Annotated in this window: 16 protein-coding genes and 3 tRNA genes; 1 reads left to right on the plus strand and 18 read right to left on the minus strand. The window is 70.5% G+C overall.

Features of this window, described 5'->3' with window-relative positions:
* Positions 1–159: 159 nt before the first annotated feature.
* The 16 genes from rplL to HCJ94_RS28695 form a co-directional block, all read right to left on the minus strand.
* Positions 160–549 carry a 50S ribosomal protein L7/L12 gene (rplL, locus tag HCJ94_RS28625; RefSeq protein WP_155330220.1) on the minus strand — a complete coding sequence of 130 codons (390 nt, stop codon included), beginning with the start codon at positions 547–549 and terminating at the stop codon, positions 160–162.
* A gap of 54 nt (positions 550–603) precedes the next feature.
* Complete coding sequence (rplJ, locus tag HCJ94_RS28630; RefSeq protein WP_130320445.1) at positions 604–1,149, minus strand: 50S ribosomal protein L10; 546 nt, start codon at positions 1,147–1,149, stop codon at positions 604–606.
* Positions 1,150–1,476: 327 nt separating this feature from the next.
* The gene (locus HCJ94_RS28635; protein ID WP_168004129.1) at positions 1,477–1,620 is read right to left on the minus strand and encodes a hypothetical protein; all 144 of its coding nucleotides are present in this window, start codon (positions 1,618–1,620) and stop codon (positions 1,477–1,479) included.
* A 152-nt stretch (positions 1,621–1,772) separates the two neighbouring features.
* Positions 1,773–2,489, minus strand: a complete 717-nt coding sequence (gene rplA / locus HCJ94_RS28640; protein WP_168004130.1) for a 50S ribosomal protein L1 — start codon at positions 2,487–2,489, stop codon at positions 1,773–1,775.
* A gap of 85 nt (positions 2,490–2,574) precedes the next feature.
* On the minus strand, positions 2,575–3,006 hold the full coding sequence (gene rplK, locus HCJ94_RS28645; protein WP_168004131.1) for a 50S ribosomal protein L11: 432 nt from the start codon (positions 3,004–3,006) through the stop codon (positions 2,575–2,577).
* Between the two features lie 175 nt (positions 3,007–3,181).
* The gene (nusG, locus tag HCJ94_RS28650) at positions 3,182–3,904 is read right to left on the minus strand and encodes a transcription termination/antitermination protein NusG (RefSeq protein ID WP_168004132.1); all 723 of its coding nucleotides are present in this window, start codon (positions 3,902–3,904) and stop codon (positions 3,182–3,184) included.
* 38 nt (positions 3,905–3,942) lie between these two features.
* Positions 3,943–4,326: a preprotein translocase subunit SecE gene (secE, locus tag HCJ94_RS28655; protein WP_168004133.1), complete on the minus strand. Its 384-nt coding sequence runs from the start codon at positions 4,324–4,326 to the stop codon at positions 3,943–3,945.
* 214 nt (positions 4,327–4,540) lie between these two features.
* Positions 4,541–4,613: transfer RNA gene (locus tag HCJ94_RS28660), tRNA-Trp, on the minus strand.
* Between the two features lie 128 nt (positions 4,614–4,741).
* Positions 4,742–5,134 carry a MaoC family dehydratase gene (locus HCJ94_RS28665; RefSeq protein ID WP_168004134.1) on the minus strand — a complete coding sequence of 131 codons (393 nt, stop codon included), beginning with the start codon at positions 5,132–5,134 and terminating at the stop codon, positions 4,742–4,744.
* A gap of 1 nt (position 5,135) precedes the next feature.
* Entirely contained in the window at positions 5,136–5,582 is a 447-nt protein-coding gene (locus tag HCJ94_RS28670) for a MaoC family dehydratase N-terminal domain-containing protein (protein WP_168004135.1), read from the minus strand.
* 126 nt (positions 5,583–5,708) lie between these two features.
* A complete protein-coding gene (rpmG, locus tag HCJ94_RS28675) occupies positions 5,709–5,876 on the minus strand; it encodes a 50S ribosomal protein L33 (protein WP_007073056.1) in 168 nt (55 codons plus the stop codon).
* 132 nt (positions 5,877–6,008) lie between these two features.
* Positions 6,009–6,081: transfer RNA gene (locus HCJ94_RS28680), tRNA-Met, on the minus strand.
* 25 nt (positions 6,082–6,106) lie between these two features.
* Positions 6,107–6,179, minus strand: a tRNA-Thr gene (locus HCJ94_RS28685).
* A 92-nt stretch (positions 6,180–6,271) separates the two neighbouring features.
* A complete protein-coding gene (locus HCJ94_RS28690) occupies positions 6,272–8,794 on the minus strand; it encodes a putative bifunctional diguanylate cyclase/phosphodiesterase (RefSeq protein WP_168004136.1) in 2,523 nt (840 codons plus the stop codon).
* Positions 8,795–8,845: 51 nt separating this feature from the next.
* Positions 8,846–8,974, minus strand: coding sequence for a hypothetical protein (locus HCJ94_RS30850; RefSeq protein WP_255481217.1), 129 nt, complete (start codon positions 8,972–8,974; stop codon positions 8,846–8,848).
* Between the two features lie 436 nt (positions 8,975–9,410).
* Complete coding sequence (locus HCJ94_RS28695; protein WP_168004137.1) at positions 9,411–9,677, minus strand: helix-turn-helix domain-containing protein; 267 nt, start codon at positions 9,675–9,677, stop codon at positions 9,411–9,413.
* Positions 9,678–9,751: 74 nt separating this feature from the next.
* On the opposite strand from HCJ94_RS28695, the gene map reads away from it, so the two are divergent.
* Positions 9,752–10,570, plus strand: a complete 819-nt coding sequence (gene map / locus HCJ94_RS28700) for a type I methionyl aminopeptidase (protein ID WP_168004138.1) — start codon at positions 9,752–9,754, stop codon at positions 10,568–10,570.
* Between the two features lie 3 nt (positions 10,571–10,573).
* Here map and HCJ94_RS28705 read toward each other — a convergent pair whose 3' ends face one another.
* Together HCJ94_RS28705 and HCJ94_RS28710 are read right to left on the minus strand one after the other, a co-directional pair.
* The gene (locus HCJ94_RS28705) at positions 10,574–10,837 is read right to left on the minus strand and encodes a hypothetical protein (protein WP_168004139.1); all 264 of its coding nucleotides are present in this window, start codon (positions 10,835–10,837) and stop codon (positions 10,574–10,576) included.
* A gap of 28 nt (positions 10,838–10,865) precedes the next feature.
* Entirely contained in the window at positions 10,866–11,315 is a 450-nt protein-coding gene (locus HCJ94_RS28710) for a MerR family transcriptional regulator (protein ID WP_168004140.1), read from the minus strand.
* Positions 11,316–11,318 lie beyond the last annotated feature (3 nt).

Consider the following 11,318-nt stretch of genomic DNA (forward strand, 5'->3'; position numbering starts at 1 on the left):
CCCGCGGGCGCCCGCGGGGGGGGCCGGCCCCGGCCGGGCCCCCCCCCCGGCCCCCCCCGCCGGCCGGGCCCCCCCCCCCCCCCCGCCCCCCCGCCCGCCGTGACGCGGTGTGTGCCCCGGCTCACGTGAGCCGGACGCGCGTCAAGGTCGTACCTCAGGTCACTTGAGGGTGACCTTGGCACCCTCGCCCTCGAGCTTGGCCTTGGCCTTGTCGGCGGTCTCCTTGTTGACCTTCTCCAGGACCGGCTTCGGCGCGGCCTCGACGAGGTCCTTGGCCTCCTTCAGGCCCAGGCCGGTCAGCTCACGCACGACCTTGATGACCTGGATCTTCTTGCCACCGTCGGCGTCGAGGATGACGTCGAACTCGTCCTTCTCCGGCTCGGCCTCGGCGGCCGCACCCGGGGCACCCGGGGCGGCAACGCCCATGGCAACCGGAGCGGCGGCGGTGACCTCGAAGGTCTCCTCGAACTGCTTCACGAACTCGGAGAGCTCGATCAGCGTCATCTCCTTGAACGCGTCGAGCAGCTCTTCGGTGCTGAGCTTCGCCATGTCTGGCGTCCTTTCTACAAGTGAAAACTAAGAACGTGGGTGCGCCGGGAGGCCTCAGGCCGCCTCGGCGCCCTCCTTCTCGCGCTTGTCCTGCAGGGCGGCCGCCAGACGCGCGGTCTTGGCGAGCGGGGCCTGGAACAGGGCCGCGGCCTTGCTCAGGTTGCCCTTCATGGCGCCGGCCAGCTTGGCCAGCAGCACCTCACGGGACTCCAGGTCGGCGAGCTTCGTGACCTCGGCCGCGGAAATGGCCTTGCCCTCGAAGACACCGCCCTTGATGACGAGCTTCGGGTTGGCCTTCGCGAAGTCGCGAAGCCCCTTCGCCGCCTCGACGACGTCGCCCGAAACGAAAGTCAGCGCGGTAGGACCGGTGAACAGCTCGTCGAGGCCGGAGATGCCCGCGTCGGCCGCGGCACGCTTGGCCAGCGTGTTCTTCGCGACCGTGTAGCTGGTCTCCTTGCCGAGCGAGCGCCGCAGCTGGGTGAGCTGGGAAACCGTCAGACCGCGGTACTCGGTCAGCACGGTCGCCCCCGCGTTGCGGAAGCTCTCGGTCAGCTCAGCGACGGCCGTGGCCTTGTCGGCCCGGATCGGCTTGTCCGCCATGTCCCTCCTCTCTCGTTGCTCGAGGCTGGTCACCGTCGACGAGCGGGATGCTCGCGACGGAGACGGAGGCATCGCACCAACGAGAAAAGCCCCGGCGCAGGGCGCACGGGGCGAGGGCCGGCGATCAGGACGCGGTCGGCGGACCACGTGCAGAACCGGTTTCGCTTGCCGCCCTACGCGGGTCGCCCGTCAGTAGCGGGACCTTCGACCGTGCCGGAGCACGGTGACCAGCGGTCTCTGGGTGGAACTACGCGACAAGGTTACGCGACATCCACCGTGACCGCCAAATCGCCCCCGCAGTGCGGCCGATCACTCCCCCGGCGGCCCTCAGGCGCGCCGGCCCAGAACGCGGGCGTACCCGACGAGCGCCACCGCGGCCCAGGCCAGCGCCCAGCCGGTCAGCAGCACACCGGTCGCTCCGGAGAGCGAACCCGCCAGCGCCCGGGCCGTGGGCAGCAGCGGCTCCAGCACCGATCCGCACCGTCGTCTCCCGCAGCACCCACCGGCCGCGCCGGTGGTACCGCAGCCACACGTCCTCCAGCCGCACGAGCCGAGCCTGCCACACCGGACACACGGACGGGGCCCCACCACATCGTGGCGGGGCCCCGTCGGCGCAGTCGTGCTCAGCCCTCGGCCGGAGCCTCCTGCAGGTTCTTCACCAGCTTCGGGTCGACCGGGACGCCCGGGCCCATGGTGGTGGTGAGGGTGACCTTCTTCAGGTACGTGCCCTTGGCGGCGGACGGCTTGGCCCGCAGGATCTCGTCGAGGACCGCCGCGTAGTTGTCGATCAGCTGGGCCTCCGAGAACGAGGCCTTGCCGATGATCAGGTGCAGGTTGGAGTGCTTGTCCACCCGGAAGGTGATCTTACCGCCCTTGATGTCCGAGACGGCCTTGGCGACGTCCATGGTCACCGTGCCGGTCTTCGGGTTCGGCATGAGACCGCGCGGGCCCAGGATCCGCGCGATCCGGCCGATCTTGGCCATCTGGTCCGGCGTGGCGATCGCCGCGTCGAAGTCGAGCCAACCGCCCTGGATCCGGGCGACCAGCTCGTCGGTGCCCACCTCGTCCGCACCGGCGGCGGTGGCCTCCTCGGCCTTCGCGCCGGCGGCGAACACGATCACGCGGGCGGTCTTACCGGTGCCGTGCGGCAGGTTGACCGTGCCGCGAACCATCTGGTCCGCCTTGCGGGGGTCGACGCCGAGGCGCATCGCGACCTCGACCGTGGCGTCGAACTTAACGGAGGTGGTCTCCTTGGCCAGCTTCACGGCCTCGGCCGGGGTGTAGAGCTTGGACCGGTCGATGACGTCGGCGGCCTTGCGGTAGTTCTTGCTGCGCTGCATCTGTGGTTACTCCTGTGGTCTCTGGCGGGCCCGCGGCGTTCGCGCGCCCTCCCACGAACGGGATCGGCTAGGTGTCAGCCGAAGGTCAGTCGACGACGTTCAGGCCCATCGACCGGGCGGTCCCGGCGATGATCTTCTCGGCCTGGTCGAGGTCGTTGGCGTTGAGGTCCGACATCTTCTTCTCGGCGATCTCCCGCACCTGGGCGCGGGTGACCTGGCCGACCTTCTCCTTGTGCGGGACGCCCGAGCCCTTCTGCACGCCGGCGGCCTTGATCAGCAGCCGGGCGGCGGGCGGGGTCTTCAGCACGAAGGTGAACGTGCGGTCCTCGTAGACGCTGATCTCGGCGGGGACGATGTCGCCCCGCTGCGACTCGGTCTGCGCGTTGTAGGACTTGCAGAACTCCATGATGTTCACGCCGTGCTGGCCGAGCGCGGGGCCGACCGGCGGCGCCGGGGTGGCCTGCCCCGCCGGCAGCTGAAGCGTGAACGTCTTGACGAGCTTCTTCTTCGGAGGCATGTCTCTTCCTGGGACTTGGATCGGGGATTCGCACCGGCTGCGGGCACGCACGGTCAGCGCACCGCGAAGACGGCGACGTTCTAGGGTAGCGCAGCGTTCCACCACCCGGTCCGCCGAGGGGCTGGGAACGCGTACGCCGGCGGTGGGCTGGCACCCGCCGCCGGCGTACCGGAGGTCAGATCTTGGCGACCTGGTTGAAGTTGAGCTCGACCGGCGTCTCCCGGCCGAAGATCGACACCAGCACCTTGAGCTTCTGCTGGTCCGCGTTGATCTCGCTGATCGTCGCCGGGAGGGACGCGAAGGCCCCGTCGGTGACGGTGACCGAGTCGCCGACCTCGAAGTCGAGGACCTTGACCTCGGGCTTGGCCTTCTTCTGCTCGGTCTCGACGGCCGGCGCCAGCCACTTGAGCACCTCGTCGAGGCTGAGCGGCGCCGGGCGGTCGGCCCGGTCGGTGGCGCCCACGAACCCGGTCACGCCCGGCGTGTTGCGCACGCAGGAGTACGACTCCGCGGTCAGCTCCATGCGGACCAGGATGTAGCCCGGGAAGACCTTGGCCTGGACCTGCGACCGCTTGCCGTTCTTGACCTCGACCTCTTCGCGGGTCGGGACCTCGACCTGGTAGATGTAGTCCTCCATGTCGAGGGACGTGATCCGGGTCTCGAGGTTGGTCTTGACCTTGTTCTCGTAGCCGGCGTACGAGTGCACCACGTACCAGTCGCCCGGCGCGTAGCGCAGCTTCTGGCGCAGCTCGGCGACCGGGTCGAACTCCTCGTCCTCGGTGACCCCGCCGGCGGGGACCTCCGGTGCGCTGGCGGCCTCGACCGACTCGTCACCAGCCGCCGTCGCGACCGTGGACTGCTCGTCCGCGGGTCCGGCGGTCTCGTCGTACTCAGGCACGCTCGCTCACTTCCGTCACTATCGGCAGATCTCGCCGGTCAGCTGGGGTTGCCGAAGACCCACAACACGCCCTTCGCGAAAACGTAGTCGAATCCGACGACGAGGGCGGTTACCACCGTAACGAATGCGACCACCACGGCGGTGTAGGTCAGCAGCTCCTTGCGCGTCGGCCAGATGACCTTACGCAGCTCGGCGACGACCTCGCGGATGAATCGGGCGATGCGCCCGAACAGCCCGACCTTCTCGGTCTCCGTGCGGGTCTTCGGCCGGTCGGCCGACTCCGCCCGGGCACGCGACCGGGTCGCGGTGCCGCCCCGGGAGACCGGCTCCTCGGCGTCCTCGGCGTCGTCGCCGGCGGCGTCGAACTCGTCGTCCAGACGCTCGTCGTCGGCGTCCTCGCCGCGCCGCTTGTTGTCGGCCACTTCGCCCTCCGTCGCGGGATGTCGGTTCGCACGCCGTCGCGACGTGCGCGGCGCCTGGTCGCGCCGGCCGGCCCGACCGTCCCGCGACGGGCCGCGGCCGGCGGATCGAACCGGAGGGCCCGAGTGCCTCGGAACCACCCCGCTGATACCACCACCACGGGCCGGACGCCGCCGGACGGCGGCGCGACCCACGGGAACGGTCAGGCCTGAGGCGCAGGGGTGACAGGACTTGAACCTGCAGCCTGCGGTTTTGGAGACCGCTGCTCTGCCAATTGAGCTACACCCCTGTGCGGCGACGATCACCCCACCCCGCCACACACGGCCGGGCAGGGGTCACGAGCCCCACGGCGGACCAGTGTACGGGTAGTGCCACGACTTTCCCAACCGGTCCACCCCTCGCGCGTCGCGAGATCGCTCAGCCGGGAGTACGGATGGTCGCCCGCGCCTGCGACAGCACCTTCTCCCCCAGGCAGGTGGCGGTGATGTCGAGCCTGGTCAGGCCGTCCTCGGTGACCTCGCGGACGGTGGCCGTCACCTCGATCTCGGTGCCCTGGTCGTCGTCCGGCACCACCACCGGACGGGTGAACCGGACGCTGTAGTCGACCACCGCGTCGGGGGCACCGGCCCAGTCGGTCACCGCCCGGCCGACCAGCGCCATCGTGAACATGCCGTGGGCGATCACGCCGGGCAGCCCGACCTTGGTGGCGGTCCGGTCGCTCCAGTGGATGGGGTTGAAGTCGCCCGAGGCCCCCGCGTAGCGGACCAGGTCCGCGCGCGTCACCCGGAACGTCCTGGCCGGCAGCTCCATCTCAGCCCTCCCCGCGTACGACGATCTTCGACCAGACGGTGACCACCGGCTCGCCGGCCGACGTGGTGACCTCGGTCCGGGTGGTCAGGAAACCGTGCCCACCCCGGTTGCTGACGTCCTCGATGGTGTTGGCGCAGATCAGCTCGTCGCCCGCGACCACCGGGCGGTTGTACGCGAAGCGCTGGTCGCCGTGCACGACGCGGCTGTAGTCGACGCCCAGGGCCGGGTCCTCGATGATCTGCCGGCTGGCGGCCATGGTGAGCACCACGGGAAAGGTCGGCGGCGCGATCACGTCCGGGTGGCCGAGCGCGCGGGCGGCCTCGGGGTCGTGGTGGGCCGCTTCGGTGGCACCGATGGCCGTCGCGAACTCGCGGATCTTTTCTCGGCCCACCTGGTAGGGGGCGGTCGGCGGGTACGTCCGGCCGACGAAGGACGGGTCCAGGGACATGCCGCGAACCTACACGGGAAACACAATCGCCGATCCGCCCGGCCGGCGGTGGCTCGGGGCCACGCCGGGGCCGGCGGATCGGCGATCGGACGCGCTCAGGACCGGGCCGGCGGGGCCGGCCGCAGGTCAGCGGGTCTCGCGGTGGACCGTGTGCCGGCCGTCGCGCGGGCAGAACTTCTTCAGCTCGATGCGGTCCGGGTCGTTACGACGGTTCTTGCGCGTGATGTAGTTGCGCTCCTTGCACTCCACACACGCCAAAGTGATCTTCGGCCGGACATCGGTCGCCTTCGCCACGGCGGAGTGCCTTCCTCGCTAATGGGTGACAACTACGGCGCATCAGCCTACGCGCTGACTACGCGCACATGCAAAGTGGGCGCCTGTGGCGCCCATCCCACCGACCGCCGGGAGCAGCCCGGTGGACGAGAGTAGCGGTGGCCGGACTTGAACCGGCGACACAGCGATTATGAGCCGCTTGCTCTGCCATCTGAGCTACACCGCCGTGGCGGGTCCAGCCGGACCCTCTGAGCCCCCTTACGGAATCGAACCGTAGACCTTCTCCTTACCATGGAGACGCTCTGCCGACTGAGCTAAGGGGGCCTGCGCGATCACTCGGTGGCCGCGCAGAGGTAAGAGTACACGGCCCGCTGGCCGAGGTGAAATCGGATCCCCCTGCGGCACGTACTCGCAGCTCAGGGCACGACGCGGAGGCGGGGCAGCTCCCCCGCGGGGACCGCCTCGGGGTCGGCCTGGGCGCCAAACCAGGCCTCCAGCCGCTCGTACGGCAGCGGCCTGCTGAACAGGAAGCCCTGGCCGATCTCGCAGCCGATGTCCTGGAGGAGCTCCAGGGTCAGCTCGCTCTCCACGCCCTCGGCCACCACGGCCAGCCCGAACTGCTGCGAGAGCGTGACCACGGCGTTCACGATCGCCAGGTCGCCCGGGTCGGTGGCCATCCCCTGCACGAACGAGCGGTCGACCTTCACCTCGTGCACCGGGAGCCGCCGCAGGTGCGCCAGCGAGGAGTCACCGGTGCCGAAGTCGTCCACCGAGAGGCGTACGCCCAGGTCCCGCAGGCGGCGCAGGGTCGGTATCGGGCGGTCCGTGCCGTCCAACACGCCGGACTCCCGGATCTCCAGCGTGAGCCGCTGCGGCGGTACGCCGTACTCGTCGAGCAGCTCGCCCACCCGGGCCGGGAAGTGCGGGTCGGTCAGCGTACGCGGAGAGAGGTTGACCGCGACGGAGAGCGGGTGGCCCCCGTGCGCCCAGTCCCGACTGCGCCGCAGACCCTCCCGGAGCACGAACTCGGTGAGCCGGCCCAGCTGGCCGGTGTGCTCGGCGACCGCCACGAAGTCCTCCGGCGAGACCGTCCCGTGCGCCGGATCGTCCCACCGGGCCAGGCACTCGACGCCGACCAGCCGGCGGTCCCGCAGGGTGACCTTCGGCTGGAAGTAGACCTCGAGCTCCCCGTCGTCCAACGCCCGCCGCAGGTCGCCGGCGAGGCCGAGGCGGCGCAGCGACCGGGACTCCAGGGCCGCGTTGAACAACTGCACACTCCCCGGCACGGACTTGGCCGCCGTGGCCGCCAGGTCGACCCGTTGCAGCAGCATGGCCGGGTCACTGCCGTGATCGGGGTGCACGGCGACGCCCACCGCGGTGTCGACGTCCAGGGTGAGCGCGTCGAAGACCATCTCGGCGCGGATCTGCTCACGCATCCGCGCCGCCATCTCCAGTGCGGCGTCGGCGCTCTCCAGCCGTAGCGTCACCAGGAACTCGTCGCCGCCGACCCGGCCCACGAGGGCCGACGACGGCGCGCACGACCGGAGGCGCTCGGCGACCTCCAGGAGGACCTTGTCGCCCGCGGCGTGCCCGAGTGACTCGTTGACCTCGCGGAGCCGGTCGACGTCGAACAGCAGCAGCGCCACCACCTCGCCCGGCGCCCTGATCTTGACCGCCTCCTCCAGCGCGCCGGTGACCCGACGGCGGTTGGGCAGCTTGGTCAGGGAGTCGTGGTACGCGTCGTGCCGCAGGCGGTCGACGAGCCGCGAATTCTCCAGCGCCACCGCGGCGTGCGCCGCGACGGTCTCGAAGACGGGGATGTCGGCGGAGGTCAGGTGACCGACGTCGCTGAGCCGGTTGGCGACCTCCAGCGTCCCGATGACGGCCTGCCCCGAACGCAGGGGCACGACGATCACGTCCTTGACCTGCTTCGCGCTCACCTGCTTGCGCAGCTCGGTCTCGTCTCCGAGCAACCGGCCGATCGCGACCGTCTTCCCGATCTCCCGGGCCTGCTCACGCAGGACCGCCGGAGTGGGCGCCACGTCCAACAGGCCGGACGTGTCGACGCGGGCGGTCAGCAGCACCTCGGGATGCCGCCCCTGCGCCGGCAGCCAGAGCGTCGCGTACTCGGCCTGCATGATGGCCCGGACCCGGTCGAGCAGGACGTCGGCGAACGCGCCCTCGGTGCTGGTCGTCATGAGGCGGGCGAGGTCGTACATGCCGGTGAGGGTGCGGTGCTGGCGGAAGAACTGCGAGTACGAGCGGTAGACCTGCGCGAGCGCCACGCAGAGCGCCGCCAGCAGGAGAACCGACCACCAGGTGGTCTTCAGGGCGATGAGGACGAGCAGACCGACCGACGCGTTGATCGACGTGGTGAGGAGCACCGACGGGGTCGAGCGGAGCGCCTCCCGGCCCACCTGCCAGCCCTGGATCAGCACGTGCACACAGCTGACCGACACGAGGCTGACCAGCGTGATGCTCACGACGGCCAGGAAGAGACTGCCCCAGGTACCCGGCCCCACTCCCTCGAGCGGCGGGAGGGCGAGCAGGATCAGGCCGGCCAGGGACGTGGCGGCCGCGGCCTTGGCCACGTTGAACCACAGCTTGGTCGGCGAGAAGCGGTGCCAGACGCTCGATGCGACGTGGGGCAGCGTGTAGATGAGGACGACCGTGAGCGGCGGCAGGAAGAAGAGAGCCACGATCAGCGGCACCTCGGTCAGCGTCACCCCGACCGCCTGCCGGCGGACGACGACGTTCAGGACCGGGATGCTGGTGCCCGCCATCACCAGGAAGAGCAGGAGGGCGAGCCCCCAATCACCGACCGGACGGTCGGTGAGCAGCGCTATCGCGGTGCTGAAGGCGATCGCGAGCAGAGCCAGCGGCGCGGTGACGAACCAGGCATGTTCCGTGGACCTACGTCGCCGATCTCGGCTGGACATGCCACTCCCTACAGAAGACGTCGTCGCGAGGCCGGCGGGACGGCTACGCGGTCAGCGCGACGCGCCCATCGACCAGATGACGTCCGCCATCTTCGCGTCCTGGGTCGGGAGGACGTCGACACCGGCCACTCCGGCGGCGACGGCGGCGAGGACGAGGAGCGAGCCAAGCAGTCGGCCCAACCTTCGACCAGACATGAGTGCTCCTGTCGAGTGAGTGTCACGGGATGGTGGGTTCCACGATCGTGCCACATGGCAGGCGCCGGGAAAAAGCCGTGGAAGCTTCGGCTCGACCATGCGTTGGCGAGGTCGCACCGTTCGGCCCAACCGCGCCGTCCGGCGACCCTGATCAGCGCCGTTGCGCCCGAGGCGCCGCTTCATCAGGCGCCGATTCCGACCTTCTGCGCAATTTGCATCATGCGGCATGCCGGCGTCGTGACGGACCCTGACGACGCGGCCGACCTGAAGACATCGACGCTCACCATACCCCCGCCCGCACCGGACCGGAACACCCACCGCTCATCTCCCACGGCCGACGTGTCACTCCGAGGGCTGCCGGCACCCTCGGCGTCTCGACCGTCGACCGCGCGGGTGCACTTCCGGGTGAACTCTCTGGCCTCTAGGACGCCTGGCGGATCGCCATGTCGGCCAGCCAGACGTCGGCCAGGTCGCTGAGGGGGACGTCGAGGGCCTGGCTGAGGCAGACCACGGTGCCGAACGCCGGTGCGGGAAGGCGACCCGCCTCGATCTTGCGCAGTGTCTCGGGGGAGATGCCGGCTGCCAGGGCCACCTCGACGAGGCTGCGGTCGGCCCGCGCGGCCCGGAGGGCGGCTCCGAGGCGCTGGCCCGCTGCGATCTGTTCGGCGGTGAGTGGTTGGCGAACCATGCCAGCAGGATATCCCTCCGGAGCATCCCACCTACCCTGGTATAAAAATACCGCACACGGAGAGGGAGGCTGTCGTGATCGAGCTCAAATCCGCCGAGGAGATTGGCCGGATGGCGGTGACCGGCCAGTTCGTCGGCGAGTTACTCGCCGAGCTGAGCGGTGTCGCCGCAGTCGGCGTCAACCTGATGGACCTCGAACACCACGCCCGCCGCCGGATCAAGGAACGCGGCGCCGAATCCTGCTACTGGGACTACGCCCCTTCGTTCGGCCGCGGCCCGTTCCGCAACGTGCTGTGCCTGTCGGTCAACGACGCGGTGCTGCACGGCCTGCCGCACGACTATGTCTTGCGGGACGGTGACCTGCTCAGCATCGACATGGCGGCCAGCATCGACGGCTGGGTCGCCGACTCCGCGCTCTCCGTCATCGTCGGCAGCCCCGACCCGGCCGACCTGAAGCTGATCGAGGCCACCGAGGTCGCGCTGGAGGCCGGCATCGCCGCCGCCCAGCCCGGCGGCCGCCTGGGCGACATCTCCGCCGCGATCAGCGAGGTCGCCCACTCCTACGACTACGGCGTCAACGCCGAGTTCGGCGGCCACGGCATCGGCCGCACCATGCACGAGGCCCCGCACGTCCCCAACACCGGCCGCGCCCGCCGCGGCATGAAACTCGTCCCCGGCCTCACCATCGCCATCGAACCCTGGTTCTGCCGCTCCACCGACAAAATCACGTTCGACGACGACGGCTGGACGATCCGCTCCGCCGACGGCTCCCGCACCGCCCACTCCGAACACACGGTCGCCATCACGGCTTCCGGCCCCGAGGTCCTGACCCGCCGCTCCACTCGCGGCGCCACCTCGGCCGATCCCACCAAGAGGCCCGCCACAGCCTCCTGACCGTCATGCGTCGGACGTAAGCGGGATCACCTCGCGGTCGTGCTGCTCGGGTTGGCCGCAGGAGCAGTTACCGCCGGCGCAGCCGGCGGGGTGGCGGCGTTTGCCGGCCCACCACCAGGAAAGGCCGGCGAGCACGGCCAGGGCGACGGCGACGCCGGGCAGGAAACGGTTGGCCGCGGCCCAGCCCGCACCGCCGAGGATCCCCACGGCCAGCAGCGCCGGCAGCACGCAGCAGGCGGCGCAGGCGGCTCCCGCGAGTCCCGTCATGCCGGAGGGCAGTAGGCGGCGCAGTCGGTCAGCAGGTGTCGGCACGATCGTTCCTCTCGACCAGTTCAGCGAAGGGCAGGGGGCAGCAGGAGCTGCCGGCGCAGGCGACCAGGTCGTCACAACCGGCGGAGATGGCGGCCCGCAGGGTGTCGCGGATGACGGTCAGGTCGGCCAGCTTCTGCTCCACCTCGACGAGCTTTTCTCCGGCACGTGCCTGTAGGCCGCTGTCCGGTCGGCCGCCGTGCCGGTGGCGGCCGGCGTCGAGCAGGTCGGTGACCTCGTTGAGGGTGAAGCCGAGGCGCTGCGCGGTCTTGATGACCCGCAGCAGGGTGACCGACTCGGCCGGGTAGAGCCGGTGCCCGCCCGGTGACCGCTGCGGTGCGGCGAGCAGGCCACGACGCTCGTAGTAGCGCAGGGTCTGCTGGTTGACCCCGGCCTCGTCGGCCAACTGGCCGCTACGCAATCCCGACCCGGTCATCCC

The sequence above is a fragment of the Micromonospora thermarum genome (assembly GCF_012034245.1).
GTDB classification, from domain to species: domain Bacteria; phylum Actinomycetota; class Actinomycetes; order Mycobacteriales; family Micromonosporaceae; genus Micromonospora; species Micromonospora thermarum.

Coding starts and splice junctions, on each gene's coding strand:
- rplL (WP_155330220.1), bottom strand. CDS start 549: ATGGCGAAGCTCAGCACCGAAGAGCTGCTCGACGCGTTCAAGGAGATG.
- rplJ (WP_130320445.1), bottom strand. CDS start 1,149: ATGGCGGACAAGCCGATCCGGGCCGACAAGGCCACGGCCGTCGCTGAG.
- rplA (WP_168004130.1), bottom strand. CDS start 2,489: ATGCAGCGCAGCAAGAACTACCGCAAGGCCGCCGACGTCATCGACCGG.
- rplK (WP_168004131.1), bottom strand. CDS start 3,006: ATGCCTCCGAAGAAGAAGCTCGTCAAGACGTTCACGCTTCAGCTGCCG.
- HCJ94_RS28665 (WP_168004134.1), bottom strand. CDS start 5,134: ATGGAGCTGCCGGCCAGGACGTTCCGGGTGACGCGCGCGGACCTGGTC.
- HCJ94_RS28670 (WP_168004135.1), bottom strand. CDS start 5,582: ATGTCCCTGGACCCGTCCTTCGTCGGCCGGACGTACCCGCCGACCGCC.
- HCJ94_RS28690 (WP_168004136.1), bottom strand. CDS start 8,794: ATGTCCAGCCGAGATCGGCGACGTAGGTCCACGGAACATGCCTGGTTC.
- HCJ94_RS28695 (WP_168004137.1), bottom strand. CDS start 9,677: ATGGTTCGCCAACCACTCACCGCCGAACAGATCGCAGCGGGCCAGCGC.
- HCJ94_RS28705 (WP_168004139.1), bottom strand. CDS start 10,837: ATGACGGGACTCGCGGGAGCCGCCTGCGCCGCCTGCTGCGTGCTGCCG.
- HCJ94_RS28710 (WP_168004140.1), bottom strand. CDS start 11,315: ATGACCGGGTCGGGATTGCGTAGCGGCCAGTTGGCCGACGAGGCCGGG.